The following is a 25,998-nucleotide window of genomic DNA, read 5'->3' as shown; positions in this document are numbered from 1 at the left end:
ACACCAACCGATCATTTTGACTTCGAAATTAGTGAAGATGGCACATCCGCTTTGAAACGGACGAGTTCTCCAGTACGCGGATGTAAAAGTGCCAATGCCGTAGCATGAAGGCCAATCCGTTTAATCGGGTTAACGCTAGATCCGTACTTTTTATCGCCAACAATTGGGTGACCAATGTCTTCCATATGAACGCGAATCTGATTTTTACGACCTGTTTCCAGTTGAACTTCAAGTAACGAGTAGTTACTATTCGACTGGAGCTTTTTGTAATGTGTTACAGCATGTTGCCCACCATTATCAGTTGGATTTGAGTATACTTTGAATGTTTTACTTTCCTTAAGCCATGATGAAATCGTACCTTCTTTTTTTCTAACAGCACCCTCAACAAGTGCCGTATACGTACGTTCTTTCACGACTTCATTCCAAGCAGCTTGCATTCCATTTTTCACTTCTTCATTTTTCGCGAACAACATCACACCCGATGTATCTCTATCAAGGCGGTGAACGACATAAACTCGGTTTCTTGGATTGGTTTCTTTTACATAGTCCATTAGCTGTCTGTAAGCGGTCATGTCTTCCGGATTTTTTGAAGCGACTGATAGCAGACCTGCTTCTTTATTAATAACAATGATATCGTCATCTTCATGCAAGATAGTGACACCGACCAACGTCTCTTCTTTCATCGCCGCTCGATTTTTAAGGATTTCAACATGTTGTCCAGCCTGAAGTGGATGATTATGTTGCGTTACCATCTTGCCATTCACCGTGACCTGTCCACGTGTCAGTATAGATTTCACCGAGTTGCGGCTACTTTTAGACATCATTTCCAATAGAAAGGGTAATAACTCCATGGGTTCTTTCACTGTATAAACGGATGTATCTTCTTTTCTGCTTGCTGAATTCTTATGATTTTTTTTCATAATTAATAAACTCCTCGCTCTCACTTCTTATTATCCTCAAATTGCCTCTACATTACAAACGCTGTATGATAAAATCAAGGAATTAATTACAAATAGCAGGAAAAAGGGGATTTTTATGCGAGTTGCGATATTCGATTTTGATGGAACACTGTATTCAGATGAAACTTTTCAACTACTAATGAACCATTTAAGATACCACCCCGTCCATCATCCAAACTACAAACGATTTTATCGGGCCATCCTTCCACCTTATATCGGACACAAGTTAAAACTGGTTCCAGAAGCCAAGATGAAAGAACGTTCTATGCAAATCTACTTGAATGCGCTTGGGCAAATGTCCATTACAGAATTAGATACCTATTTCGGGGAATTAACCGATCGGGTACGAGAAGGTTTTAATCCTGAAGTCATCACACGTTTAAAAGAGCATGCTGCTGAAAACATACATATAATGCTTGTTTCTGGTGCCTACACGTCCCTTTTGCAATCCGTCACAAAGGAGTTGCAGTTCGACACCATCATCGGTACCGAAATTCCTATGAAGGAGGGCAAAACCGATAAGCGGACGCCAATCTATCATATACAAGGTCCTCGAAAAAACGAGAAGATTCAAGAAGTACTACAAGGAAAAGAAATCGACTGGCAAAATAGTTTCGCCTACGGAGATAGTTTTTCCGATTTGTCTGTTCTAGAACTTGTCGGGAACCCAGTCGCCGTTCGACCTGAACCCCGCTTAAAAGCTATAGCTAAAGAACGTGAATGGGAAATAATTTGAGTATGAAAAAGCGCAAGCGCCTGTTCAGCTCCGACAGGCACTGAAAGGCTTGAAGATAAAGGCGTTCTTTGCCTTTATCAGCAAGACTGAAGTGACCCGAGGAGCTAGGCGCTGGAGTCTAGACGTAAGGAAAAGCGCAAGACGCCGTTTTAGCCCCGACAAGCGCTGGAGGAATTGATGGTAAAGGCGCTCTTTGCCTTTACCATCAATTCTGAAGCGACTCGAGGGGCTGGCGTCTGAAGTCTAGACACCAATCCATGTAGATAAACTTATACTTTCTTACCTTGTATCAAAAGCGCGAAACACCTATTTTCTAGATAGGTTAAACAGATGACTGCTTACTTTTTTGATAAAACACTAGTTACTCTATGTACAGGTGCTTCGGATTGCATTGAACTGAACGACTACTATACAATCATCAGAATTTCTTGCTGCGTAGGATGCGACTTTGTCGCGTCCTACGCAGCTTTTTCGTTAATCAACAGACGTGATAATATGTATACTTTTCCTCCCTCTTCGCTCGATTTCTCACTTGATTGAAGTCTATATATGTTGAACAAATGAATACGGCGTATGCGCTTTACAAGGGCTTTTGGGAGGCCACTGAAAAAGCCCTTGTAATTGGAATGAATTAGAATTCCCCCTAATACCGCTTCGACGCTTTGTGGATGCCTCCCGCGATAAGCCAGAAAGAAGACCACTTTCAGTCTTATCGCTCCGGCTACCACGAAGACGCGCCTTCGCTAGATGGTCTATGTAAGAAAGCGCATTTCATTTTCAGGGATGAAATCTGCAACCTGGAGTGCATCTTTCTTGACTATAAGTAGTATCAACTAGTAATCACATTATAATCTCAGCATATACATCTCAAAATCACATTTCTCTCGGTAATGAACACCCTAGTGCAGGCGCGGCAAAGGGGTCGCCGAAGCCGTAAGACTGGATGCGAAGCGCTAATCCCGGCTTACGGCGGAAGGTATCCCTAAAGCACCAAGCGTTCTACAATCCACACCCCGAATTACAACTCTCTCATTATTGAGCACCACAGTAGATTCAATGGGAATCTTTAATTCAATATATATAGTGAATTTGTTATTTTGAGCGTATTACTGATTTTCATCAAAATAAAATATATTAATCTTAAACGTTGCAACAAAGCTAATGTAAGCGCTACATTCCCTTAATTATCTAACTGTGTTGAATTTTCTGACTTGTGTTTTTTTCGAGTTCATGGTAAAAATTTATAACAACAGTTAAAAAATACGAAGTGGAATGGGGTATATTTAATGACGAGTCGTTATCAATCTTCTTTAGAAATGCATCGTATTCATACAGGAAAAATGGAAACTGTATCGAAGGTCCCGCTTGAAAACAGTGTAGATCTCAGCCTAGCTTATTCTCCAGGAGTAGCAGATCCGTGTTTAGAAATCGCAAAAAACCCCTATGCGGTATACGACTATACAATCAAAGGGAATCTAGTGGCAGTAATTACAGATGGAACTGCCGTGTTAGGCTTAGGTGATATAGGACCCGAAGCAGCACTTCCGGTAATGGAAGGGAAAGCGATGCTGTTAAAGAGATATGCTAACATTGACTCGTTTCCAATCTGTCTAGGTACTAAAGATGTTGATATCATCGTTCAAACAATTAAAGCCATCAGCCCGACATTCGGCGGGATCAATTTGGAAGATATATCCGCTCCGCGCTGCTTTGAAATTGAAAAAAGATTACGTGAAGAGTGCGATATCCCTGTGTTCCATGATGATCAGCATGGTACTGCAATCGTTGTTGGTGCGGGTTTATTAAATGCTCTAAAGGTAGTTAATAAAAGTATGGAGACAGTTAAAATAGTGATCAATGGTGCCGGTGCTGCAGGTATTGCAATAGTGAAACATCTCAAGAATATTGGATTTGAGCAGATTGTCATCTGTGATTCAAAAGGCATTATTTACAAAGGTCGCCCCAATGGCATGAATGCCACTAAAGATGAAATTGCTGAGATTACAAATCCTAACGACTTAACAGGCTCGTTACAAATTGCTATGACGGATGCTGACATATTCATAGGTGTTTCTGCTGCTAATTTATTGACGAAGGAACTTATCGACTCCATGAGCATCGACCCGATTGTCTTTGCTTTGGCCAATCCAGACCCTGAAATCGCGCCTGCTTTGGCAAAAGCATATGGAGTTCGCATCATAGCGACCGGCAGATCCGATTATCCAAATCAAGTGAACAATGTGCTCGCGTTTCCTGGTATTTTCCGAGGGGCACTGGATGTCCGGGCAACAGAAATAAATGAAAGCATGAAGCTGGCTGCGACTTATGCTATTGCATCATTGATCAATGAATCCGAATTACGCGATGATTATATTGTTCCTGATCCTTTTGATGAAAGAGTTGTAAAAGCCGTTACACAGGCGGTAAGTAAAGCAGCAATTGAGTCGGGAGTATCTGCTCTTATGTGTGCTGTCCACTAATTATAGAACACTCCATTGAAAAGCGTCGCGAAAAGTTCTATCCTTTTCGCAACGCTTTTCCTTATTTTCCATCTTCGGACTTCATATCTACGTGAAGACTTCCATCTGTTTGAACCTCGGCATAAAATACATTTTCCACATTGCCAATACCCTGCTTTTTCAACTGTTCAAACAACCACTCTTCCGTCAAATTTAGTTCCGCTAAATTCCCTTTCGAAATTTTCCCTTCTGCTATTACTTCGGTTGGTATATATTTAGGAACCTGTATAGTAGCATTTACATCTTTTTTCGTGGCGGCTTCTAGTCCAGCTTTCTTTAAAACACTTAACTCACCGTTTGTTTCAAGTATTGCATAATGGACATCTTTAATCGAAAAAATACTTTGTTCACGTAGCATCATACCCAAATCATTAAGGTGGAGACGTAGCTTCTTCAAGGAAGCTTCAACTATTTTCCCTTCATATACAACGATAGTAGGCTGATCATCAAGAAGAATCCGCGCCTTTTTAGATTTAAATGCAATGTAGCTCATAAGTATCGTCAGGAATGCCCACCAAACCATTGCTACGAGTCCATCCAATAATGGGGTTTTGGATACTCCCGCGATTTCTCCCGCGATGGACCCTATCGTAATACCGGTTACGTAATGGAAAAACGTCAGTTGAGAAATTTGTTTTTTCCCCATAAATCGTGCAAGTATAAGGAGGACAAAAAATGTAACCGTCACCCTCATAATCATTTCCCAAAAGTCCACTTCAAAAAAGTCATCCAAAGTTCACACCTCCGCTTTACAGAGAGTGTTCCACTGTTGCGCATTGCCTATACATGTAAATGACTAGGCGTTTACTTGTAAAAAAAGAGAGCTCCGCCTATAGCCATCTGCGAATGACTTTTTGGACAGCTCTCTCTATTTTTATATCGCCTGTATTTTGTTCTTCTTCAATATACCCGCAAGTAAACCTGTAACCATGGCCCCAGCGACTATCGCCAATGCATATAGCAATACTTTTCCAATACCACCATCGACAAGCCCCATAACGAAGACGCCACCATGCGGTGCACGTAACCCAATATCAAATAGCATTGTAAGTCCACCAGTCAATGCAGCTCCAGCTACCGATGCTGGAATAACACGTGCCGGGTCTGCCGCCGCAAACGGAATGACACCCTCCGTTATAAAACAAGCCCCAAGGACATAAGCCGTTTTCCCCGCTTCACGCTCTTGTTTTGTAAATCGTTTTTTGAACAATGTCGTGGCAATTGCCATGCCTAGTGGCGGTACCATCCCCGCTGCCATAACCGTCGCAATGAATCCGAAGTTCTGTGCATCGAGCATCGCAATACCGAATGTGTATGCGGCTTTATTAATCGGCCCACCCATGTCAATTGCCATCATCGCACCTAATAATATACCGACTAGTACCTGGTTTGTTCCACCAAGCCCTTCTAAAAATACTGACATACCCGTATATAATTTAGTCAAAGGAGGATTGATCATCATCATAATGAGTCCAGTAATCGCAATACCGAACACTGGATAAAACAACACCGGTTTTAATCCTTCAAGTGCATCGGGTAATGCCGCAAATGCTTTTTTAACAAGAACTGTTACATACCCTGCTAGGAAACCGGCAATGATTCCGCCTAGAAATCCAGAGCCCCCGCTGACACCGTCAACACCTGTAACCGTAATCGCGATTAATCCACCGACCATACCTGGAGCAAATCCGGGGCGGTCCGCGATACTCGACGCGATGAATCCTGCTAATACAGGAACCATCAAGAAGAATGCATTTCCACCGCCTATTGTATTTAGCATTGCTGCGAATGCATTGTAATCTGCACTATTCGGATCACTTGAATTTATACCCCAGAAGAACGATAACGCAATTAAAATTCCGCCACCAACAACAAACGGTAGCATATTGGACACACCATTCATTAAATGTTTATAAAAACCGTTTTTGGTTTCGGAAGTGTCACTATCCTCTTTAGACTTATCATGTTTGTAGATTGGTGCGTCTTTAATGATTGCACGATTCAACAATTCTTCCGTTTCATAGATTGCCTTGCCGACTTTCGTCTGTATGACCGGCTTACCGTTAAACCGAGCCATTTCAACTTTGGTATCTGCGGCAACAATAATGGCATCCGCTTCCGCAATATCCGCGTCTGTCAAACGGTTTTTCACGCCAGACGAACCGTTCGTTTCCACTTTCAATGAAATGCCCATTTCTTTCGCTTTGTCAGTTAGTTTTTGTGCCGCCATGTAGGTATGCGCTATTCCCGTTGGACACGCAGTAACAGCAAGTATTTTCGATGTAGGTGAAAGTGATGATTTTGATTCATCTATCTCTTCAGGTCCTTCCAACTCGATTTCCTTGTCATTGACCGCTTGTAGAATTTCATTTTTTGACGTAGCATTTAGAATTTTTTCTCTAAAGTTTGAATCCATCAAAAATGTAGCTAGTCTTGATAGCGCTTCCAAATGGTCGTTATTTGCTCCTTCGCTCGCAGCAATCATGAAAAACAGATGAGCCGGCTGGCCGTCTAGCGATGCGTAATCGATACCTGGTAAAGAACGTCCAAATGCGATTCCCGGTACCTTAACAGCTGCTGATTTCGCATGTGGAATCGCAATTCCATCGCCGATTCCCGTCGTCCCTTGCTCTTCTCGGGCCAAAATATCTTTTGTAAATGCCCCTGTATCATTCAAATTTCCTGCACGATCGAACTGATTTATCAGTTCTGTCAATATATCCTGTTTAGATGTAGCTTTCACATCCAAAATAATTGTAGCTTCAGTTAATAATTGTGTGATTTTCATCATCTCATATCCCCCTTATCTAATGAACTAATCAATACTTGGTCCAGCAATGCTAGTACATCTTTTTTCTCACAAAGATCCACTCTAAAAGCTGTTGCACTTCCGCTTGCAACACCCGATCGGAATGCCTTAACTGGATCCCACTCTTTCGTAAAGGATGCAAGAAACCCGGATACAAGTGAATCACCAGCCCCCACTGTATTCACAACTTCCCCTTTTGGCGCTTCCGCAAAAACAGCAACCTCTTTCGTAACGAGCAGTGCCCCTTCCCCGCCCATGGAAACGATGACATGTTCGACACCTTTTTCAATAAGTTTCTTAGCGTAATGGTGTGCTTGCTGTTTGTTTTCTATTACCGTATCGAACAATTCACCAAGCTCCTGTTCGTTTGGTTTAATAAGAAATGGCTTCATGTCGATCAACCGTTTTAACGCAGGACCCGATGTATCAAGAACGAAATGTACGCCATTGTCATTGCAGATAGTTGCGATATCCTCGAAAAAAGTTTTCGCTATTGATTCAGGAAGACGGCCCGCAAGAACGAACCAATCACCTTTTTTCATGTTCTGCACTTTCGCCATCAATTGCTGTTGCTGTTCTAGTGTTATATCAGGACCAGGACCATTTAACTCAGTTTCTTTATCGGCTTTGATTTTCACATTGATGCGCGTAATTTCTTCAGTTTGGATAAAGTCCGTATGAACCCCTTCTGAATGTAGAGATTGTTGAATATAGTCACCTGTGAACCCACCTACAAAACCTAAAGCGATGTTGCTAACTTCTAATCGGCTTAACACACGGGACACGTTTATTCCCTTTCCCCCGGGATAGTAATATACATCTTTAGAACGGTTCAGTTTACCGCTCCTGAATTCGGGTAAATAGGTAGTATAATCAAGCGAGGGTGTGATTGTGCACGTATAAATCATGATTTCCCCACCTTTACTGTTGTTTTTTGCTCCAATAAGTTGATAGCTTGTTTTTCGAAATCACTTACTATCAATACGGCTTTATCGAGTGGCATAATAGTAGCAAAACTTACTTTGTTATATTTTGAATGATCCGTCACGACATATGTTTTTCTCGAGAGTGTAGAAGCAAGCCTTTTAACAGCGGCTTCTTCTGGATCTGGCGTTGTATAGCCGATTTCCAAATGGAATCCGTTGACGCCAAGAAAGCATTTGTCAAACTGATAGTCGCCAAGCGTCTGGATTGTTTGAGGTCCCACAAGGGCACGCGTGCGGGATTTTATATAGCCACCCGTCAAATAAGTCGTTATTTCGTATTCCATCAATGAATCAACATGTGTCAATCCATTCGTCACAACGGTCACTTTTTTATTCTTTAAATAAGGAATCATCTGCAAAGTGGTAGTCCCTGCATCAAGAAAAATACAATCCCCATCTTGGACAAAAGAAGCGGCATAAGTAGCAAGCTGAATCTTCTCTTGAAGGTTTTTGGATGCTTTATCCGAAATACTAAGTTCTTTTGTGATTCGCTCGCTTATTGTAGCGCCTCCATGGATACGATCCAATTTATTTAAGTCTTCGAGATCGTTCAAATCCCTGCGAATTGTTGACTCTGACGCGGATGTCGCATCGACTAACTCTTGAATTTTAACTGTCTTTTTCTCAGTCAATAAATTCAAAATCAATTCATATCGTTCATTTGTCAACATATGAACACCACCTCTAATTAGCTGTAAACTCATATTACTTGAAATCCCTTTCATAATCAATCATAATCTTCCATAGTCAGTCACCAACTTTTATAATACAGTAATTGATACTAACAATTAGGAGGAATACACATTGATAGAAAAACAATACACCATTTTAGGTACTGCTGGTTTACATGCCCGTCCAACATCCGCTCTCGTTAGTGCGGTTAGTTCTTTCAAATCGGATATTACACTGGAATACGTCGGTAAAAAAGTAAATCTGAAATCCATTTTAGGTGTTATGTCACTTGGAGTAGCTTCAGGCACTACCATTACAATTGCGGCGGATGGTGAAGATGAAGCGGATGCAATTGCAAAAGTCGATGCAATTATGGAATCCGAAGGCCTTGGAAAGTAATAACAATCTCGAGTTGTGATAGTAGCAAAAGATCTCTAATCAATTTCATGAACATAAGCGCAATCGCCCGTTCAATCCCTCCCGGTGGACCTATAGGTTAGAAGCGACAGAGGAAGGCAACCTTAGGATCGCGATATCCTTTTCAATAGCTGCATGACCCACGTCTCCAGGGGCTAGGCGCTGGAGTCTAGACGTAAAATCACTAAGTTACAACTTATCCACAGTACGAGATTTCATAATTTCCTAAACATCAAAAAAAGAACAGCCACGGATGGTATCAGTTACCATTCGTGGCTGTTCACATATAGTTTCATTAATCTAGTTTCACTCTGAGGACTGCACCTGTATTCGCATCAATTTTAACTTCATACTTATGACCTTCTGCCGTTCTTACGTCAATTTCATATACCAGCATTCCATCGTCGTAATCTAATTCCGCTTTTACGACCTGGCCTGGAACCCGCTCTAATGCAATGGCCATCGCCTGATTTATTGTAATCCTCCGGTATTGTGGGTTCTGATAATGTTCATGCCAATGTTGGTTTTGATTTTGTCGATTCTGATTCGTCACCCAATCTCCTCCAATTCGATTATCCCGTTGTCCTTAACATTCTATTCAAGGATGGCTAATATGTGCTGAATCCCTAAGCCCATAACTGAAAAGACAATTAAGCAGTTCCTAGGTATATGATTTGCACTTGAGGCTTGCTTAATTGTAATGATGTTTTCCATCATTAAATAGCCATACCTTTCAATCAACGTTCTCCTCTTTTTCTTCCTGCTTTTGGCTCAACATAAAACGTGCCGAAACTGGATCCGATCTGGTCAATAATTTGGATAGATACGAAGACGTCATGCTGTAACTACCTTCTATTTTCTCTGATAAAAAGTTGGTTCGCTCGTATAGGACTGAGCGTAGATAATCCAGTTGCCTTATCACTTTCCCTAGCAATCCTTCTTGGTTGTCCAGCCTGCTGATCACGTCTTTTTGTATATCTTCTTGTTTCAATAGTTGCTCTGACAACAGCTTTTGATAATCTAATTGTTCATTCATTTTGACTACAATTTCCTCATTTGCAGAAGTCAGCATTTCTATACTATTGACAATTTCTTCATTTGACTGGCTGACCTCATTCACTTTCCCGATGAATTCTCGATTCATTATTCGCTCATGTATCAACGTACGTTGTAACATTTCGTTTTTAGTTTCTACTTTTTTTAACGACTTCATAACATCTTTTCCAAACTTTTCATGTCGGAAATCACTTTCCTTGATTTCATTCAAACGATTATGGATTGATTTCAATTGATTGGATTGTGTGTTTTTCTGTTGCTTTAGTAAGGTTTCCATGATATTGAACTGTTCACCAACCGAATGAGACGCTTCCCTATGTTCCTTCATCCATTCCGCTATCGGATCTATTTTATAGTGTTCTTGGTTCCTCCCTAAAATGTCTGCATTATTTTTAAAAACATCCGGGTGCCCATTTTTGTTAATAAACAACCCCATCTCACTTACCCCCTCGTCGTATTAGCTTATGCAATTCACGACAAAAGGGTCATTGAGTCACGTCTGATGATTAACCACTTTCTTTAAAAAAGCACCTATACGCCAGGAATCTAGAGTTTTTTGCAAAATAGTAAGCAGTCATTTTCTGGTTTGGTTAATTGCAGACCTGTTGATTAACCAAAACTAACTAGTGAATAACATAATTACCTTCCGGGCGCTACTTGTATAGTTGCATTTTTGGATTGCTTCGGATTGAATGACTTCTATTCAATTAGCGGGATGTCTGGATGCAAAAGTACTTGTAGTGCTTATGCTTTTTTTGATGAAAGAATAGCTGACATCCAAGTCGGAGAAAAGCCGCCAAAGATGCAATTTTGGCGGCTGAAGCTTTCTATATGGTTTTTTCTTTTTTTTAGTAAAGAAGTGGCACTTGCTATAAGGTATCACATGATTAGATGTATAATCTTTGCTAAAAGTAAGAAAGGAACGTATTGTACATCGTCCAAGAGTGCCCGAAATTGCATCTTCGGGCACTTACACCCTTCATAGAATGTCATCTATTCTATTCTTCCAAAACAACTGCATTTTCCACTTGAATAGTGTAGGAACGCGACAGGCAACTATTCGCAATAGTATTACTAAAAAGAGTGTGGCTAGAAGTGACGGAGTCACTTCTAGCCACACTCGGACCCCTCAGTAAATCTGTCATGAATAGTTAGTCGAAAGCGGGCCGAAAATAATGCAGTGAAAATGAAGGTCATCAAGCCCTACTCACCAGTATTTTATGTAAATAAATGGTTAATCTACAGACCTGGTTTAATTGATACATTTGTCATTAACTAGTTATTCCCATTCATAAGGTGTTTCTTGATACACATAATAATTTAGCCAGTTGGAGAAGAGTAGATGCGTATGGGAACGCCATGTATTCAACGGCTCTTTGCTTGGATCATCATTCGGAAAATAATTTTCCGGGATATCAATACCGACTCCTTTTTGCAAATCACGTGCATATTCCTCCGCCAACGTATCCGCATCGTATTCCAAATGACCTGTGATCATAATATGTTTATTATCTTTAGAAATGACGATGAATGCCCCTGCATCCTCTGATTTAGCAAGCAAGTGTAGACGGGGATCATTTTTTATTTCCTCAGTTGAAACGGATGTATAACGTGAATGCGGTGCTTTAAATTCGTCATTAAAACCACGTGCAAGATTAATCGTTGGGTCGGATAGTCGATGCGTAAAAACGCCTGAGCATTTTTTCGGCAATTCAAATTTCCCGATTCCATAATGGTGATAGAGTGCTGCTTGGGCACCCCAACAAATATGTAAAACAGAGGTTACATTTTCTTTTGACCATTCCATAATCTCCGTTATTTCTTTCCAGTAATTAACGTCTTCAAATTCTAAATGCTCAATCGGGGCACCCGTAATAATCAGTCCATCGAAACGACGATGTTTCACATGTTCAAATGTTGTATAAAATGCGTTTAAATGCGTTTTACTAACGTTTTTAGAATCATGAGTTGCTGTGTTCAAAAATGTGACATTTACTTGTAGCGGTGTATTCCCTAATAGACGTAGCAGCTGCAACTCTGTTCTTTCTTTTTCAGGCATTAAGTTTAAAATGGCGATGTTCATAGGACGTATATCTTGGGACGTTGCGCGTTCTTCATCCATCACAAATATTTTTTCCTTCTTCAATAGTTCTCCTGCTGGTAATTGTTTCGGTACATTGATCGGCATGTGTCGTCTCTCCCTTTTCACTTTGGTTTGAATCAAATGATTCAATATAAAAAACCCTCTTTTCTATAAGACAAGAAAAGAGGGTTTAATTTGGGCACTCTGTTCTTATCTCTCAAGAAAAAATCTTGTTGGAGGTAGCACCTTCCTGACTAAGTCAGAGGTTGCTGAAGCTTCACAGGGCCATATCCCTCAGCTTCTCTTGATAAGAATATTCAATTATTTACTATTATACTATTAAAACTACTTTTGTAAACCGTCTTTTTTGACGATATTAATCAAAACAAACATTTTTATTTTAATTTTCACGTAAATTCAGCATGAAAATTGCTGAATAATATTTCTTTAAAAAGCCATATTAACGTGGCACTGAAAAAATGAAAGGAGTTGTTACTATGGGAAGAGATGACAATAAAACTGGCGGAAATAATGCACGGTCTTTACCACAAACGCCGAAAAACCAAAAAATAAAACCGGGCGACATGAATGAAGAAATAGCCCGCGAGTTTGCTGAACTCCGTTCCCTGAAACCAAAACGCGAACGAATGAACTCAAATGAAAAGAAGAGAAAATGATTACCTTTGTCATGAACAGTAACTAAAACACCCCCCGCACTGGTATCTTGGTGCGGGGCACTTTTTTCAGCCTAAGTCAGATACTTGCTTCAATTCTTTGGTAATCTGCTCGACCAAGTCAGGTCTTCCGTGAAATTGGGCCGGTGTATTTTGGAAAAGTTTTATTTTCCATCCATCCTTTTCTTTTACTGCAATCAGTGTTTGATGAGCATTCAAATTGGGGTCAAGTTCTGTTCCGCCCGGAGGTATCATCCCGACGATTGCACGCAGCATCGCAACTTCAGCACTCAAAAAGTACACATCTTTAACGACATTGATAAATGGAGGTGTCGGATGATCTGCAAATATCGGTTCTAAATGTGCAAAAATAGTATTTCGCCCAATTTCTTGACTTCCGTCAAATCCAATCAATTCGCCTTGCTCTGTAAATTGATCGGCCATGCTCTTAGCATCGCGATTATTCCATGCAAGAATTAAGTTATAATAAAGGAATTTGATTTCAATTAATTCAGATGCCTCCATATCTAATTCCTCCCGTCATTTTCCCCTTCATCCGATATAATCGCTCGGGATGCTGCCCTCCTTTTCTACTTCCACATTCCATGCGATAATTGTCGTACTGTCTCGTACATTTTGTCTTTCGATTTCCATCAATAACTGCGAAATACTTTCATCAAGTTCTTTTTCCTTCAGCGCGGCAACGAGATTTGACGGATCCAAAAAAGGTTCTCCAGGGCATTCCACTAAACCATCAGTCGTCAAAAAAATAAGATTGTTCCCTTTTCTCATTTCCCTCGTCCCTGACGTGTAGCATGGTACTGCTTGCTCAAACGTATTCACTTGACCAATCCATTCAAAGAATTGCCTTTGGTTAAGTTGAAACTGATTTAGGGCAATTAATTCCGAATGGAACAGATATACTAAACAATCTCCAACCGAAAACCACCAAACGTAATTAGCTTTCCTGACAACGATAAGACAAGCCGTTTCTCCCATGGCACATCTGCATTCATTCAAAAATTGTTCAGATTGAAAAATTTCAAGTAACTTCATTTCCAAACGTTTAAATCGTGGAGGACCTTTCATATCTAAAATCTCTACCAATTTTTCTTTATGCTGCCCGAGTGTTTGTACAACAAGTTCCGCACTTTCAGCACTTTTATGTGCATCCAAAATAGCCGCTAATTCCCAATCCCCATTTTGCCAAATAACGCAGCCATCTTCATTTTTGGTTTGTCCCGCTAAAGAATTACCTCCAAATCGACCAACCGCTACACGATTAATCCATCGTACATCTCGTTCATCGACAAAGTCCTTTTCACTTCCAACCCAAGTGAGATTATTCATGAGCGCTCAATCAATCTATACGGTCTTACTTCATAACTTTCATAAGCAATCGTATCGCTATTTCGAGCATCAACCACCCTAGAAGCGAATTGTGGGCGTTTAACCCAGTCTCCTACTTGTGCTATATCAAAGTCAACGAATTGTACATCAATCGTTTCAGGAGGCTGCGCAGCTGGTACACCCGACACCGCTCTCCCACGAAAAACCATACAGATAACGCCTGACGTGATATTTTGATAAACACCCGTCATATCACCAATTTCTGCGTGGATACCTGTTTCTTCTAGTACTTCCCGTTTAACCGCCTCTTTCAAGGATTCGCCAAGTTCAAGTCGCCCACCCGGCATTTCATATGTATCATTTCGGTGATTGTTCCGTACAAGTAATACATGTCCTTCCTCATTTACAATGTAACCACTAACAGCTACGATTTGTGGGGATTGCCCGTAATTCCCCGTTGAAGTGAAAAAATCTTCATTTGAAGAGATAAACAATGGAGCTAACGATTTCCGATAGTTTTGTGCTTCAACATGCATTTCCGATGCTCGGATGCCACCGTCCACTGTCTCATAATGAGCCCTATTATCGTATGCCCACATTGCCATTATCTCCGTCCGTTCTTCATTGACCCACCGTCCAACCAGCTGCGCTCCATGCGTCAGCTGATTCGGAAGCAAATAGGTGTGGAAAAAGTGGGTAAACGTTTCGTACATCGCTGGTTCAACCGTGTACGTTTTTCTGCGATACAACATTCAATTATTCCCCCCGTACAAATTAATTTTCAGCGAGCCCTTTTTAATAACCAAACTAGGCCAAGTGTAAAAACAGCAACTAGTGTTAAAGTAAATTTGAGGTCAATGATTGGTTTGAACTTCACCTTCTCCGCATCTATCTCGTAAACACCCAAAGGTCTGACGGAGATATGTCCCCCGCCCCCTTCTCCTTGGGCACCTAAAGAGTTTCCTGTTTCACTAGAATAGCCGCCTCCCCCGCCAACAATATAATTAATCTTTGCTACCGGAAGGACTTTTTTGTTTTCAAAATTAATCGGTTCACCATAAATCAACGATGCGTCTTGTTGCCGTGAAAACTTGTCAAATATCCGCGCAATAGGTGATAGGTAATTAGAAGATTTTTTAATTCCCATGTTTTCCCCACTCCCTTAATTTTTAGTTGTGATTCGGTTAGCTGGCGTTTTTTCAACGTAAAATAGTATCCATCTATTTTACGCTGATATTTCAATACCGAAATTGCACTTTAACCGTGGCGTTAATCGAAATCTGCCCCTGTTCAATCGGTGTGGAGCTAGTCATTTCTCTCGCAGCAAATGTTCGATATGCGATGGGTTCTGCTCTTAATTCTTCAACAATTTTAATTGGATGTGGATCAAGTTGCAGTTGCATTGTCTCAGCAATTGTTTGCGCCTTGGCTAATGCATTTTTAAGTGCAAGGCTCAATGCTTTTTGATAGTCCAATTGTTCATTTTCAACCTTGAACTGGATATTTGATATCCTGTTCGCTCCGTTTTGGACCGCCACGTCTATTATATTTCCAACTTGATCAATATCTGTAATTTTTACTGTAATCGCATTCGTAACTTCATATCCTCTAAATACTTGTTCGCCTTCGATATAGTTGTATTGGGGAACTATAGTGTACGAAACCGTTTGTATATTCTCCCTGTCGATCCCCAATTTCAATAACGAATCGATGACTTGATTCATCTCATAAGCATTTTCCTTTTGTGCATGGTTCAGTTGTTTGTTTTCAGTACTGACTTCCAACTGGATTTGAGCAATATCCGGTGCTAGTTTAAGACTCCCAATTCCTGTAACAGTCATAACCCGCGGTTGTCGGCAGGTCATTTGTTGAGCATAAGGATAATACATATGTCTCCACCTTTCCTGAGCATCATTACGCTACCTTAGATAGTATGCTGATTGTCTCGAAAAGATATTTACATTAGCACTTAACGTAAAACTGGACGATAGATTACTTGAGGACCACAGCAGTATCTGAAGACTATATGACTAATTTAGATACATCCACATCCACTTTTCGAGAACTTTAAAAACGTCGCTGTTCACTTTCTTACCGATTCCCTTCGAACTCAAAATTACAAAGACTGATTTCAAAAAGTTCTTTACCGTTCTTTGTACGTGATAGGCGTCAAGTGATCCTTTATTTTCAAGCATTTCAGTTTCTACCATTCCGGCCAGTTCTTCAATCCATACTCGTATAACCTTCTCAGCATCTTGATGCTTTATTAATGAAGCTAGTATTATAGCTAAGCGTTCTTCCTCTTCATCCAAATAGTCAACTTGCCTTAACAAGGAATATTGAACTGCATGAAGAATTCGACTGATATCCTCTTTTTTCAGTAGAGGATGTTTTGCCAAGGCATCCAAGGCATCTGCGCCATGTGCGATGGCATGCGCCCATCCATTCCCCTGGATAAAACCTCGTGTGTCTTTTTCTTCCCTCATATAGCGTATAACCTTGTTCACTGTATACTGAACAAGTTCTGGATTTACTATTTGTTTCTCAATGTCATATTCAATAACTGCAGCAATGACGAGTGCAGAAAAAGAACGTGTAAATACTGTATCAGTTCCAGACTCGCCAATCCCGTAAAATAGATAGTCTTCCTGTAATACCGTCTCAAGTAGATTCTGAATTTCTTCTGAATTTAATTGATTGGAAGCTATTACTTTTCCAAAACTTCGATAGATTAATTCGTCACGAAAATAACTATCCGGATTTCCAATTTGCGTCAACATCTCTTGCCTAACTTCCTTCGATAGCTCTAGTATCTTATCTCCTAAATAACTTTCTAAAGTTGTTGCTAACATAACTATTCCCCCTAAACGATCATTTATCGTTGCCTTGTATAAGGCTATATGTCAATCCTAAGTTATTATCTTTTACATCAATCAGCGTAAATCGTTCGCAAACAAGGAGCATGTCCTCAGTGAACTCAAGTCCAACTTCTCGTAATTCACTCGTAAAGAATCTCACATGAGCCAATTTCCAATCTTCATATGACCCTTCCCCTTCAGCAAGCGCAAACTCTTCCGATACTTCATTCATCGGTACAAGCGATACTGCAATGGTCTTAATGATTGCCACTGGTTTTTCGTCGCTATTTAAAATAATGCTGTACTCATCTATTCTGGGTAATGGCTCGTTCTCCAGTTCATAAATTACATGACCTGAACATGTCGCTGTCTTTTCCCCATCAATTACAAGCTGTGCAAGCTCATCTGGCAAACTTCCAAACATCCATGCGTTGACAGAAGTAGGTTTCTCTTCGTTCTTCCAAAATTCGTCCCAATAAGTTTGTGCTGCTAAATTCATCTTGAAATCCCCTTTCGCTACTAAAAATTATAAATCTCCTATATGCCCAAGCTCTCCTCCCTAGATCGAGAGAACTTATTCATTTCAATAAGACCGTACTGGTGAAATTAGATGGAGGCAAGTGGAATCATTTTGCGGCTGAATGACAATCGGTTTCATCAAGCCATCAAAACGTATCGTGACATTTTCTTCTGGTATCCTTTTTAGTGCGTCAAGTACAAAACGACCATCAAATGACATTTGGATATCGTTCTGTCCTTCGATATGTATAATTTTTTGAAGCTCTTCAATCATCCCGACTTCTGTAGAATTGGAAGATATTTTGATAGTAGCATCATCCACAATCTCCAATTGGATGTTATTGTGTTTCCATTCAGTCGAAAATACACAAGCCCGATCCATTCCTTCTATTAATACTTGAGTATTCATGGTTATCAATGCCTTTGATTCAGTTGGCACCAAAGATCCAGTGTTAGGATAGACACCCTCAATTAACCTTGAATAAAGTGAACTCATAGCGGTCCCAAACACAATGAAATTATTCGTATAAGAAATCTCTACGATTGACGAATCCGCCTCTTTAAGATGCGTCAGTTCTGACAAACTTGTACTCGGAACTACAAATGATTCTGTTGTTTTAGATTCTATAGTCACTTCTCTACGTGCTAATCTATGTGAATCTGTTGCTGTACAAATGAGTTTGTTTTCTTCAAACTCCATCTTCACTCCAGTTAGTACCGGTTTAGCCTCACTTTTTGAAACCGCAAATGCAGTTTGCTTTATAGCCTCCGTTAATTTCCCAAACGGTATTTCAATTTTAGTATTGCGATCCATCTCCGGAAGTTTTGGATAGTCATTCGCATTGAATCCATTTAGTTTTGTTTCAATATCCCCCGATTTTATCGTGATTGAATCATTGCGTCCTAATTTAATACAAATATCATTGGGGAGTTTTTTCACAATTCCGTTCAAATATTTCGATAAAACAACTACACTTCCAAATTCTTTGATATCCACGACCTTTTCTCCACTTTTTAGTAAAGGGATAGTTCTTTCAATAAAAATATCCGAATTGCTACCCGTAAGCTTAAGACCATACTCGTTGGCTTCTATTTTTATTCCAGAGAGTATTGGAATAACGCTTTTTGATGAAATAATTTTATTTATATCAGAAACTGCAGTCGTAAATGAAGCGTAGCTTACTGTAAATTCCATAAAAGCCCTCCTAGTCACTGTCCAAACTTATAATCTCAAGCTTGTTCCATACAACTTGCCAATTCTTTTTCTTAATCCTTTCTTCATAAATCTTCATCCGTTCTTTCTTATCACAAAAATAAGGGGTCGGTTTTACTCTCAAATTTACAACATCTTCTATACCATGAGTCGCTGTTAATATGACATTGTTTCCTTCATCCAATTTCACCCCCAAAGCTGTTGCCGTTTCAGGAAACCTTGAAATCGCATCAACAGACGAAGTATAGGGGATGACATTATTTACACTATGCATTCTTGCCTGATTTTTGACCGACCAAGGGATAGCTGGTAGAAGTCTTTTCAACACTTCCTCGTATTCCTTTTCCACACTTTTCCCACTATTTGTTCGATCATAATAGATGACATCAATATCTGGAATCGTCGTCCTTACATTGAAACCGTGCTGCACATCCCAAATTTTAGATCGAACAAATCCGGCGCAGATCCACCAATCAGGCAAATTCAATGATTTGGCGCATTTCATTAGGTCCATCATCCACTTATCCTCTTGAATTAAAACAACAATTTCTCTTTCAGTTGTAATGACCATAAACTACTCCTCTTTCATTCACACTGCTCACATACTCGTACAAAAAAACTGGATTAAATCTTCATGCTCACCAAAAACCTTTTCAATGAATAAATTTACATCTTCCGTCTTACATTTCTATGTATCTGCATATGATTAGACTTCAATCCAATACTCCTTGCCATCAACACTTCGAGTCATGAAACGATAATCTATCAGAAATCTTCTTACCGTGGCAAAATCAGGATAAATCGTCGCCAATAGGTCATTTATTTCTTTTTCCAAATACATTCTATCTACTTCAAATTGCTTAATTATTTCTTGGGCAATAATGTACTTCCTTTTTTCTTTACTCGGAAATACGTCAAGTGGTCCTTGCAAACCTTGTTTGAAGTAATTTCCCAATACTTTTTCTCTTTCCACATCAGTGATTGTAAATCGTTCACCCAATTTAATCATTCCTTAATATATATGTTGAACAAATGAATACGGCTTATGCGCTTTAAAAGGGCTTTTGGGAGGCCACTGAAAAAGTCCCAATACTTAGAACTAATTAGATTTCCCGCCAATACCGCTTCGACGCTTTGTGGATTCCTCCCGCGATAAGCCAGAAAGAAGATCAGGGAGGGAATGAACTGCATCCCTCCTTCAGTCTTATCGCTCCGGCTAGCACGAAGTCGCGCCTTCGCTAGGTGGTCTATGTGAGAAAGAGCTTTTCATTAACTGTGATGAAATCTGCAACCTGGAGTTCGTCTTTCTTGGATATAATTGGTATCAACTAGTAATCATATTAAAGTCTTGGCATACACATCTCAAAATCACATTTCTCTCGATAATGAACAACCTAGCGTAGGCGCGGCGAAAGGCATCCCCAAAGCGCCAAGTGTTCTACAATCCACACCCCGAATTACAAGTCTCTCATTATTGAGCGGCACAGTAGATTCAATGGGATTCTTTAATTCAACATATATAGATATTATTTTCATCCTCTTTTTATAGCAGTCTATCTACCAAGTTTTGTCGAGTTTATCAGCATAGAACTCAATTGCTCTCTTATATGATAAGATTTCACTATCATTTGTCGTGTAAGCTAGACTGGTCAGTAAGATCTCTATGGCTTCACGATGTTCACCAACATTGTACAATGTCATTGCGTAGAACGTTTTCACAGCATTATTTTCCGGAAAGCGTTCAATTCCTTTTTCCAAAACTGTTTTCGATTTGTTATACTTGCCTAATGCTCGATATGAACTACCTAATCCTATAAATGCGCCTATTGCATTTGTATCATCTAGGCCTAATTGGATGGCTTTTTCGTAATAAGGTACAGCATCTGCTTCTAACCCAAGAACATCGAAACTCCATGCATATTGATAATTAACTAGTGCATTGTCTGGGAATTTCAAAACTAGATTGGAAAGTAACGCATTTGATTTCTCAAGCTTCCCTTCACTTCTTAACTGAATTGCTTCTTCTAAATTCTCCATTGTACTTTCCCTTTCCCCTGAAATATTTAAAAAGCTGCTTGTAAAAAATGACTAATCCAGATAAATGACTGAACTTATCCGTTACCTCGTTCTTGCCCCATAATAGCTATATCATCCCATCCATATGCAACTTCACTCAACTTCTTTCCTGCAATTTCGATTTCTTCAGTGTCAACCTTCTTTCCACCTAACATTTCATAGAAGCGGCAAGCCGGGTTCTCTTCTATCGCCCATATAAGCATCGAGTTCAAATTCTTATTTTTTAAATCATCCACAACAGACTGAACGAGTAATCGACCAATTCCTTTTCCTTGGTATTCTCTCAAGATATAAATCGCATATAATTCCCCTGTAAATGCCTCGTATTTCCCGGTGCGCTCTTTTCCACCTGTAGAAAATCCGATAACTTGACCATTTTCATTTTCTGCTATGTATATGTTATTTTCTTTTATCCCTTTTTTCCAAATCAGCTCGCGTTGCTCGTAAGAAAGGTTATCTAAAAAAGGATCCGGCACAATTCCTTTATATGTCGTCCTCCAACTATCCACATGGACTTTTGCAATTCCTGTTACATCCTCTACCTCTGCTTTTCGGATTAATATCTCACTCACCCCTTTCAACGTTGTAACAGTACTGAAACAACAGGTCAACATTTTTCAAAAAATCATTTCGGACGTGCTTCATAGGGATGGATTTGACCTATTATCCCCATTTCTTCATCTGCCTCAATCTGTTTAATAACTCCGTTCGCAATCTCACCATGTGTAAGCCAACGTGAGCCACCGTCTTCCATTACAAATCCTAAATAGACTCTCTGATAGTTGCACTTGCTTGGAATACGGATAGACTCATCTTCGAAATACCGCCGACTCCCCTTTACATGGAACAGACTAAACGGTGTGTCCCCTGGGTTCATCTCACAAATCCGCTCTAGTACACTGTAATTCGATGTCCAGCTAATAATTAGATCAAACGAGCCACGTTCCAGAATCGCTTTTTTAATTTCGTCATATACATCATCTGTATTATAATCAGCTATAAGTGGGAATATAGAATTTGGCGAACTTTCTACTTGCAATCGTTTAAACTTCGACAATGTACGCCCAATGACAGAAACAGAATAACCTTCACGTGCAAGATGAAGACAAACTTCGGCAAGCATACCCGTTCCGCCAATGATTAGAGCATGATTATTACTTTTCATACACTTACCTCTTTTCTGAAGACAAGACAATTGATTTATTCAACATATTCTTGGCCAGGTAATAGGCACTTACTGAAAAAAGTTGTGTAATTTTTTGTTCTTGAATCATCTCTTCGATTAAATCAAAAGAAATGAGTTTCACCTCAATCTCCTCAGTTTCATCCAATTCCTGCTCACATTCTTTGAATGCATCCAAAATTAGAAAGGTAACAATCCTATTTGTTTGAGTAGCCGGATTTATCATAAACTCACCAAGTTTTATCGGTTTCGTCGTCGAAATAAAACCCGTCTCTTCTCGTAACTCCCTCAAAATCCCCTCCTCATGTGACTCTCCCTCTTCAATTTTCCCGGCAGGAATTTCTAAATAAAATCCTTCACCAGGATGACGGTATTGTTCTACGAATACGACCCGTTTATCTTCCGTTAATACAATGGCATTTACCCAATCTTCATACTCATGGACAAAATAATCATCAATGATTGCCCCGTTCGGAAGCTGACACGTGTCTTTCCTCAAATTCCCAAAAGGAGTTTTAAAGTGATATTCTGACTTAATCGTTTTCCATTTCTCCACAGTAAATCCCTCAATTCTTCCGTGACATACCGGTGATATATTTCCCTATACAAACACTACGAAAGTTAACCAGGTGCAGAAATGATTCGGAATCATTTCTACACCTGGTATTGAATTTATTCCAGTAGACTGAGGGATACCTCAATTACAACTTCATCAAATGTGTCGTCTCAGAAGCAGTGTCATCCAGTTCAAATCCGTTTGCCCTATAAAAAGCATCTGCTTTTGAAGATTCTGTCCGCACTGTCACTTCTTTAAATGCATCGCGTGAATGGTCAACAATTTCTTTCAGTAAAAGAGATCCTACACCTTGCCGCCTAGCATCATCTAATACATAAAATCGCTGCAAACGTGCAACTTGTGTATCTTCGGAAAAAGGTGATTGGTTTACTCCACCTATCGCTACTACCTCACCCTCATCATTTTGAACAGCTAACAATGCTTCACCCGGTTTGTTGAACCTATTTGTTCCATCCTCATAATCATTGACTAGTCGTGTTAAAAATCGGTACCCTTCCGTTTCGCTTTCTTTCACTAAATGAGAGATATCAATTGCCTTTAAATCCTCAACTTGCTCCACTTTGTAAGTCATTTCTATTCCCCCTATCAATTGAATGATTGCAACATACAGTCTATTTCGACAAATGGGGTAGAAAAACCTTTATAATAAACAAAAATGACCTGTTGCGAATTATTCGCAACAGGTCATTTTCAACAATTTCATTTCATATTATCTTCATCAAATTGTGCTTTAGAAAAACCGCGGCCAAGTATCTCCGACGCATTCAAGAAGATGACAAATGAGGTTGGTTCTTGTGTTTGAAGTAATTTTTTAAAGTAGACAGCTTCCGATTGTTCAACGACACATAAAATCATTGTTTTTTCTTGATTGGAATACCCGCCTATTGTTTTAATCTTCGTTAATCCGCGATTAATATCATTTTTTATAATGGCTTGGACTTTCTCTTCTTTATCCGTAATAATGAGAACCAATTTGGTCGGCGACGTTTGCAACTGAACAAAGTCAATCACCTTACTCGTAACGTAAATTGCTATCATCGCGTAAAGAGCAAGTTCAAAGTTAAAGACAAATGCCGATGTGACTACAACTAATCCATCTACAAGCAACTGTGAAAACCCACTCGATAGACCCGTATACTTCTTAACCAATTGAGCGATTAAAGCAGTACCACCTGTCGAACCGTTAGCCCTGTATACAATACCGAGACCTACACCAAGCATAATCCCACCGTAAATCGCACTTAATAATGGGTTTTCTACTGCAAGCTTTATGTCCGTTGTGAGCCAGATGACAAACGGAACAAAAAATGTCCCAACTAACGTTTTCATACTGAATTCCTTGCCGACAAGCAAGACCCCAAGTATTAGTAGTGGAATATTAATGAGCCATTGAACGTAAGCTGGATTGAATTGGAAGAGTTCATATAGTATTGTACTAATCCCTGAAACGCCACCTGCTGCTAGCCTGGACGGTAAAAGGAAAATATTGAAGGCTAGACCAACTAGTGCAGCCCCAAAGATGATCTGTATATATTCAAATAAGACCGTTTTTCTAAATTTTTGTATTGCCATTTTTTTCTCCCTCTCTTTTACCCTTTCCATTCTAACAAAAAACGAGCTAGAACATCATTTTTTTAAACCAACTTCAATTATAGATAATAACTGAATGCTTCATAGCCAAAATAGAATGATAAAAGCGATAGAAGACTGAACACGATGCTCTCTACCTTGCTTCCGGTTCTTGTCGTCAATGGAAAGCGAACTGTCATGCTAAGTGGGAAAAGCAGTTTGATTCCGTTTTTCGTCGCCATATCTAATATGTAATGACTCACCATCCCCGCTAAAAGTCCTGCCTTCACAGCCTCATTTGGAGTAAAGGCATTCATTAACGTCGCGATAATCACCAAGAACAATAAACTGTGTGTAAATGTACGATGACCGAATAGCATATTGATAAGTTTCGATAACAACTTAAATTTTCTTCCGATTTTACTACCACTGTGACAAATGTCAGGAAGTAACGCGCCAATTATCCCCGCTCCAAGCATTATAATCGGATCATGATTTGTAAATTGTGCATAAGCAAGACTTGCTGCAATGCCGCCTACGATGTGTGTTTTCCCTGTCATGCTTATTCTCCTTTTTCAGCTAAATTCATTTCTTAACTAGTTTGAACTCATCTTCATTAAAGCAAAAAGATTCGATATGTTTCAATTTCCAAATTTCCACCATTCTAATTCTCTTCTTGGCCACTAAAGCGTATGTATGAGTCCATTTGCGCAAAATAGTTACTGCTCCGTTTACATCGCTATTCATAAAGATATAAGTTCCAGCTCTATAGAGTTCTCGAACACTCGTCTTCCACTGAAAACGGGTTTTTCTCCTTTCAACCCTATCTTCATTATACCAAACGAACGTTCTTTTTAATATAGTTTCTACATATTTATTCCATAATAAAAACCAAGAATACACACAGCTAAAGTCACAAGTGTTTTTAGTTTGTTCATAAACGTTGTTGCAGTGCATGGATCAGAAATCATTCAAATATTTCTTAATGGATTCCAACAATTTCATTTGAAAATATCAAGCCGATGATGTACACTATATTTACAAGCTGCGTTGTGCGTATAAATATTAAGTTTTAACCCTTAAGCTGTAATCGGGAGTTTTACCTAGATACAGGAATGGCATACCCAGTTCTTTCGATAACTGGGGCATACAGGATTGTTTCTGCGAACACCCACTTTGAGAAGTGGTGGTTTAAAACTTTCTAAGACCATACGGCAAAGGCGGCTGACCTACATAAAGCCATAAGCACCAACGGTTTACAGACAAGCATCATCCTTAATTGGGTGGTGCTTTTTTGTTGTAAAAATGGCCTTGTTGTAAAACTGTTGTAAAAATTCTTATCGAACAAACAAATTCCTTACATTTAAGAGCGAATAAACGAAAACAGCTACTCCACTATTTATATAGAAGGTAACTGTTTTCATTCTCTCCTCCTATAGCTAATTCCGCCAAAATGTCGTACCATTTAACTATCAGAATATTGGAGGTATTAATCATGACTAATCATACTATCATCCGCTTTGACAAAGAAAAATATTTGCAAGAACCAATTGAAATGTTGGAACTAAGTGTACGGTTGACTAAGATACTTAAAAAGAATGACATTCACACGCTAGAAGACCTTATCACCAAAGACACGTTTGAACTGGAAGGTACGGGTCCGGTATTTAGGAAAGAGTTAGAGGAAGTAATTTACGAGATAAAACTAGAAGTTAATAAATGAACAAAAACAACGACCTTTC

The 25,998-nt window shown here is 39.6% G+C and carries 30 protein-coding genes, 1 other RNA gene and 1 riboswitch; of the genes, 6 read left to right on the top strand and 25 right to left on the bottom strand.

The genetic code is table 11. From position 1 onward, the window contains the following. Nucleotides 1-11: 11 nt before the first annotated feature. Nucleotides 12-920, bottom strand: a complete 909-nt coding sequence (locus tag H7992_RS07465; protein WP_187047138.1) for an RluA family pseudouridine synthase — start codon at nt 918-920, stop codon at nt 12-14. A gap of 115 nt (nt 921-1,035) precedes the next feature. Between H7992_RS07465 and H7992_RS07460 the strand changes: the two genes are divergently transcribed. Both H7992_RS07460 and H7992_RS07455 read left to right on the top strand, forming a co-directional pair. Next, entirely contained in the window at nt 1,036-1,695 is a 660-nt protein-coding gene (locus tag H7992_RS07460; protein ID WP_187047137.1) for an HAD family hydrolase, read from the top strand. A 1,286-nt stretch (nt 1,696-2,981) separates the two neighbouring features. Then, nucleotides 2,982-4,175, top strand: a complete 1,194-nt coding sequence (locus H7992_RS07455) for an NAD(P)-dependent malic enzyme (RefSeq protein WP_067207040.1) — start codon at nt 2,982-2,984, stop codon at nt 4,173-4,175. Nucleotides 4,176-4,236: 61 nt separating this feature from the next. On the opposite strand, the gene H7992_RS07450 is transcribed toward H7992_RS07455, so the two are convergent. From H7992_RS07450 to H7992_RS07435, 4 genes are all read right to left on the bottom strand, one after another. Further along, complete coding sequence (locus tag H7992_RS07450) at nt 4,237-4,947, bottom strand: YetF domain-containing protein (RefSeq protein ID WP_255428617.1); 711 nt, start codon at nt 4,945-4,947, stop codon at nt 4,237-4,239. A gap of 141 nt (nt 4,948-5,088) precedes the next feature. Next, a complete protein-coding gene (locus tag H7992_RS07445; protein ID WP_187047821.1) occupies nt 5,089-7,002 on the bottom strand; it encodes a PTS fructose transporter subunit IIABC in 1,914 nt (637 codons plus the stop codon). Further along, nucleotides 7,002-7,931, bottom strand: coding sequence for a 1-phosphofructokinase (pfkB, locus tag H7992_RS07440; RefSeq protein ID WP_187047136.1), 930 nt, complete (start codon nt 7,929-7,931; stop codon nt 7,002-7,004). Before pfkB ends, H7992_RS07445 begins: the two co-directional genes overlap by 1 nt. After that, complete coding sequence (locus H7992_RS07435; protein ID WP_067213873.1) at nt 7,928-8,680, bottom strand: DeoR/GlpR family DNA-binding transcription regulator; 753 nt, start codon at nt 8,678-8,680, stop codon at nt 7,928-7,930. Before H7992_RS07435 ends, pfkB begins: the two co-directional genes overlap by 4 nt. Nucleotides 8,681-8,813: 133 nt before the next feature. Between H7992_RS07435 and H7992_RS07430 the strand changes: the two genes are divergently transcribed. Beyond that, the gene (locus tag H7992_RS07430) at nt 8,814-9,080 is read left to right on the top strand and encodes a phosphocarrier protein HPr (protein WP_067207033.1); all 267 of its coding nucleotides are present in this window, start codon (nt 8,814-8,816) and stop codon (nt 9,078-9,080) included. 313 nt (nt 9,081-9,393) lie between these two features. Here H7992_RS07430 and H7992_RS07425 read toward each other — a convergent pair whose 3' ends face one another. The 3 genes from H7992_RS07425 to metA form a co-directional block, all read right to left on the bottom strand. Further along, entirely contained in the window at nt 9,394-9,651 is a 258-nt protein-coding gene (locus H7992_RS07425; RefSeq protein ID WP_222618008.1) for a PepSY domain-containing protein, read from the bottom strand. Nucleotides 9,652-9,831: 180 nt separating this feature from the next. Beyond that, the gene (locus tag H7992_RS07420) at nt 9,832-10,590 is read right to left on the bottom strand and encodes a hypothetical protein (protein ID WP_187047135.1); all 759 of its coding nucleotides are present in this window, start codon (nt 10,588-10,590) and stop codon (nt 9,832-9,834) included. 843 nt (nt 10,591-11,433) lie between these two features. Continuing rightward, nucleotides 11,434-12,342: a homoserine O-acetyltransferase MetA gene (metA, locus tag H7992_RS07415; RefSeq protein ID WP_067207023.1), complete on the bottom strand. Its 909-nt coding sequence runs from the start codon at nt 12,340-12,342 to the stop codon at nt 11,434-11,436. Between the two features lie 102 nt (nt 12,343-12,444). Then, a riboswitch (SAM riboswitch) is annotated at nt 12,445-12,551 on the bottom strand. Between the two features lie 183 nt (nt 12,552-12,734). Between metA and H7992_RS07410 the strand changes: the two genes are divergently transcribed. After that, the gene (locus tag H7992_RS07410; protein ID WP_067207021.1) at nt 12,735-12,914 is read left to right on the top strand and encodes a hypothetical protein; all 180 of its coding nucleotides are present in this window, start codon (nt 12,735-12,737) and stop codon (nt 12,912-12,914) included. A 66-nt stretch (nt 12,915-12,980) separates the two neighbouring features. On the opposite strand, the gene H7992_RS07405 is transcribed toward H7992_RS07410, so the two are convergent. From H7992_RS07405 to H7992_RS07325, 17 genes are all read right to left on the bottom strand, one after another. Continuing rightward, entirely contained in the window at nt 12,981-13,436 is a 456-nt protein-coding gene (locus tag H7992_RS07405) for an SgcJ/EcaC family oxidoreductase (protein ID WP_187047134.1), read from the bottom strand. A gap of 27 nt (nt 13,437-13,463) precedes the next feature. After that, nucleotides 13,464-14,261 (bottom strand): protein phosphatase 2C domain-containing protein, encoded by a 798-nt coding sequence (locus H7992_RS07400; RefSeq protein ID WP_187047133.1) that lies wholly within the window; start codon nt 14,259-14,261, stop codon nt 13,464-13,466. Then, nucleotides 14,258-15,013: an NUDIX hydrolase gene (locus H7992_RS07395; protein ID WP_187047132.1), complete on the bottom strand. Its 756-nt coding sequence runs from the start codon at nt 15,011-15,013 to the stop codon at nt 14,258-14,260. Before H7992_RS07395 ends, H7992_RS07400 begins: the two co-directional genes overlap by 4 nt. A gap of 29 nt (nt 15,014-15,042) precedes the next feature. Beyond that, nucleotides 15,043-15,408: a hypothetical protein gene (locus H7992_RS07390; RefSeq protein WP_067207011.1), complete on the bottom strand. Its 366-nt coding sequence runs from the start codon at nt 15,406-15,408 to the stop codon at nt 15,043-15,045. 91 nt (nt 15,409-15,499) lie between these two features. Further along, on the bottom strand, nt 15,500-16,150 hold the full coding sequence (locus H7992_RS07385) for an SIMPL domain-containing protein (RefSeq protein WP_187047131.1): 651 nt from the start codon (nt 16,148-16,150) through the stop codon (nt 15,500-15,502). A gap of 141 nt (nt 16,151-16,291) precedes the next feature. Then, complete coding sequence (locus tag H7992_RS07380; RefSeq protein WP_187047130.1) at nt 16,292-17,113, bottom strand: DUF2785 domain-containing protein; 822 nt, start codon at nt 17,111-17,113, stop codon at nt 16,292-16,294. A 19-nt stretch (nt 17,114-17,132) separates the two neighbouring features. Beyond that, complete coding sequence (locus H7992_RS07375) at nt 17,133-17,618, bottom strand: ASCH domain-containing protein (protein WP_187047129.1); 486 nt, start codon at nt 17,616-17,618, stop codon at nt 17,133-17,135. A gap of 84 nt (nt 17,619-17,702) precedes the next feature. Further along, entirely contained in the window at nt 17,703-18,833 is a 1,131-nt protein-coding gene (gene dnaN, locus H7992_RS07370) for a DNA polymerase III subunit beta (RefSeq protein WP_187047128.1), read from the bottom strand. 10 nt (nt 18,834-18,843) lie between these two features. Further along, a complete protein-coding gene (locus H7992_RS07365; RefSeq protein ID WP_187047127.1) occupies nt 18,844-19,422 on the bottom strand; it encodes a nucleotidyltransferase family protein in 579 nt (192 codons plus the stop codon). A gap of 135 nt (nt 19,423-19,557) precedes the next feature. Further along, nucleotides 19,558-19,851 (bottom strand): DUF2087 domain-containing protein, encoded by a 294-nt coding sequence (locus tag H7992_RS07360; protein WP_255428616.1) that lies wholly within the window; start codon nt 19,849-19,851, stop codon nt 19,558-19,560. Nucleotides 19,852-20,408: 557 nt separating this feature from the next. Further along, nucleotides 20,409-20,888, bottom strand: coding sequence for a tetratricopeptide repeat protein (locus H7992_RS07355; RefSeq protein ID WP_187047125.1), 480 nt, complete (start codon nt 20,886-20,888; stop codon nt 20,409-20,411). A 74-nt stretch (nt 20,889-20,962) separates the two neighbouring features. After that, the gene (locus tag H7992_RS07350) at nt 20,963-21,499 is read right to left on the bottom strand and encodes a GNAT family N-acetyltransferase (RefSeq protein WP_340741698.1); all 537 of its coding nucleotides are present in this window, start codon (nt 21,497-21,499) and stop codon (nt 20,963-20,965) included. 53 nt (nt 21,500-21,552) lie between these two features. Beyond that, a complete protein-coding gene (locus tag H7992_RS07345; RefSeq protein WP_187047123.1) occupies nt 21,553-22,092 on the bottom strand; it encodes a Rossmann-fold NAD(P)-binding domain-containing protein in 540 nt (179 codons plus the stop codon). A 4-nt stretch (nt 22,093-22,096) separates the two neighbouring features. Continuing rightward, entirely contained in the window at nt 22,097-22,666 is a 570-nt protein-coding gene (locus tag H7992_RS07340; protein WP_187047122.1) for an NUDIX hydrolase, read from the bottom strand. A 145-nt stretch (nt 22,667-22,811) separates the two neighbouring features. Beyond that, on the bottom strand, nt 22,812-23,258 hold the full coding sequence (locus tag H7992_RS07335) for a GNAT family N-acetyltransferase (RefSeq protein ID WP_067206984.1): 447 nt from the start codon (nt 23,256-23,258) through the stop codon (nt 22,812-22,814). Between the two features lie 128 nt (nt 23,259-23,386). Next, nucleotides 23,387-24,259 carry a YitT family protein gene (locus H7992_RS07330; RefSeq protein ID WP_067206981.1) on the bottom strand — a complete coding sequence of 291 codons (873 nt, stop codon included), beginning with the start codon at nt 24,257-24,259 and terminating at the stop codon, nt 23,387-23,389. A gap of 77 nt (nt 24,260-24,336) precedes the next feature. After that, the gene (locus tag H7992_RS07325; RefSeq protein ID WP_067206979.1) at nt 24,337-24,816 is read right to left on the bottom strand and encodes a metal-dependent hydrolase; all 480 of its coding nucleotides are present in this window, start codon (nt 24,814-24,816) and stop codon (nt 24,337-24,339) included. A 479-nt stretch (nt 24,817-25,295) separates the two neighbouring features. Between H7992_RS07325 and ssrS the strand changes: the two genes are divergently transcribed. Next, nucleotides 25,296-25,487: non-coding RNA, 6S RNA (ssrS, locus tag H7992_RS07320), on the top strand. A gap of 264 nt (nt 25,488-25,751) precedes the next feature. Next, entirely contained in the window at nt 25,752-25,979 is a 228-nt protein-coding gene (locus H7992_RS07315; protein ID WP_187047121.1) for a DNA-directed RNA polymerase subunit alpha C-terminal domain-containing protein, read from the top strand. The last annotated feature ends 19 nt before the right edge of the window (nt 25,980-25,998 follow it).

Source organism: Sporosarcina sp. resist, from assembly GCF_014302295.1.
Taxonomy (GTDB): domain Bacteria; phylum Bacillota; class Bacilli; order Bacillales_A; family Planococcaceae; genus Sporosarcina; species Sporosarcina psychrophila.
This window is presented reverse-complemented; position numbering and strand designations above follow the sequence as displayed.

Coding starts and splice junctions, on each gene's coding strand:
- H7992_RS07420 (WP_187047135.1), bottom strand. CDS start 10,590: ATGGGGTTGTTTATTAACAAAAATGGGCACCCGGATGTTTTTAAAAAT.
- H7992_RS07385 (WP_187047131.1), bottom strand. CDS start 16,150: ATGTATTATCCTTATGCTCAACAAATGACCTGCCGACAACCGCGGGTT.
- H7992_RS07445 (WP_187047821.1), bottom strand. CDS start 7,002: ATGAAAATCACACAATTATTAACTGAAGCTACAATTATTTTGGATGTG.
- H7992_RS07395 (WP_187047132.1), bottom strand. CDS start 15,013: ATGTTGTATCGCAGAAAAACGTACACGGTTGAACCAGCGATGTACGAA.
- metA (WP_067207023.1), bottom strand. CDS start 12,342: ATGCCGATCAATGTACCGAAACAATTACCAGCAGGAGAACTATTGAAG.
- H7992_RS07335 (WP_067206984.1), bottom strand. CDS start 23,258: ATGACTTACAAAGTGGAGCAAGTTGAGGATTTAAAGGCAATTGATATC.
- H7992_RS07375 (WP_187047129.1), bottom strand. CDS start 17,618: ATGAATTTAGCAGCACAAACTTATTGGGACGAATTTTGGAAGAACGAA.
- H7992_RS07410 (WP_067207021.1), top strand. CDS start 12,735: ATGGGAAGAGATGACAATAAAACTGGCGGAAATAATGCACGGTCTTTA.
- H7992_RS07325 (WP_067206979.1), bottom strand. CDS start 24,816: ATGACAGGGAAAACACACATCGTAGGCGGCATTGCAGCAAGTCTTGCT.
- H7992_RS07355 (WP_187047125.1), bottom strand. CDS start 20,888: ATGGAGAATTTAGAAGAAGCAATTCAGTTAAGAAGTGAAGGGAAGCTT.
- H7992_RS07435 (WP_067213873.1), bottom strand. CDS start 8,680: ATGTTGACAAATGAACGATATGAATTGATTTTGAATTTATTGACTGAG.
- H7992_RS07400 (WP_187047133.1), bottom strand. CDS start 14,261: ATGAATAATCTCACTTGGGTTGGAAGTGAAAAGGACTTTGTCGATGAA.
- H7992_RS07330 (WP_067206981.1), bottom strand. CDS start 24,259: ATGGCAATACAAAAATTTAGAAAAACGGTCTTATTTGAATATATACAG.
- H7992_RS07405 (WP_187047134.1), bottom strand. CDS start 13,436: ATGGAGGCATCTGAATTAATTGAAATCAAATTCCTTTATTATAACTTA.
- H7992_RS07455 (WP_067207040.1), top strand. CDS start 2,982: ATGACGAGTCGTTATCAATCTTCTTTAGAAATGCATCGTATTCATACA.
- H7992_RS07345 (WP_187047123.1), bottom strand. CDS start 22,092: ATGAAAAGTAATAATCATGCTCTAATCATTGGCGGAACGGGTATGCTT.
- H7992_RS07365 (WP_187047127.1), bottom strand. CDS start 19,422: ATGGTCATTACAACTGAAAGAGAAATTGTTGTTTTAATTCAAGAGGAT.
- dnaN (WP_187047128.1), bottom strand. CDS start 18,833: ATGGAATTTACAGTAAGCTACGCTTCATTTACGACTGCAGTTTCTGAT.
- H7992_RS07315 (WP_187047121.1), top strand. CDS start 25,752: ATGACTAATCATACTATCATCCGCTTTGACAAAGAAAAATATTTGCAA.
- H7992_RS07380 (WP_187047130.1), bottom strand. CDS start 17,113: ATGTTAGCAACAACTTTAGAAAGTTATTTAGGAGATAAGATACTAGAG.
- H7992_RS07390 (WP_067207011.1), bottom strand. CDS start 15,408: ATGGGAATTAAAAAATCTTCTAATTACCTATCACCTATTGCGCGGATA.
- H7992_RS07465 (WP_187047138.1), bottom strand. CDS start 920: ATGAAAAAAAATCATAAGAATTCAGCAAGCAGAAAAGAAGATACATCC.
- H7992_RS07460 (WP_187047137.1), top strand. CDS start 1,036: ATGCGAGTTGCGATATTCGATTTTGATGGAACACTGTATTCAGATGAA.
- pfkB (WP_187047136.1), bottom strand. CDS start 7,931: ATGATTTATACGTGCACAATCACACCCTCGCTTGATTATACTACCTAT.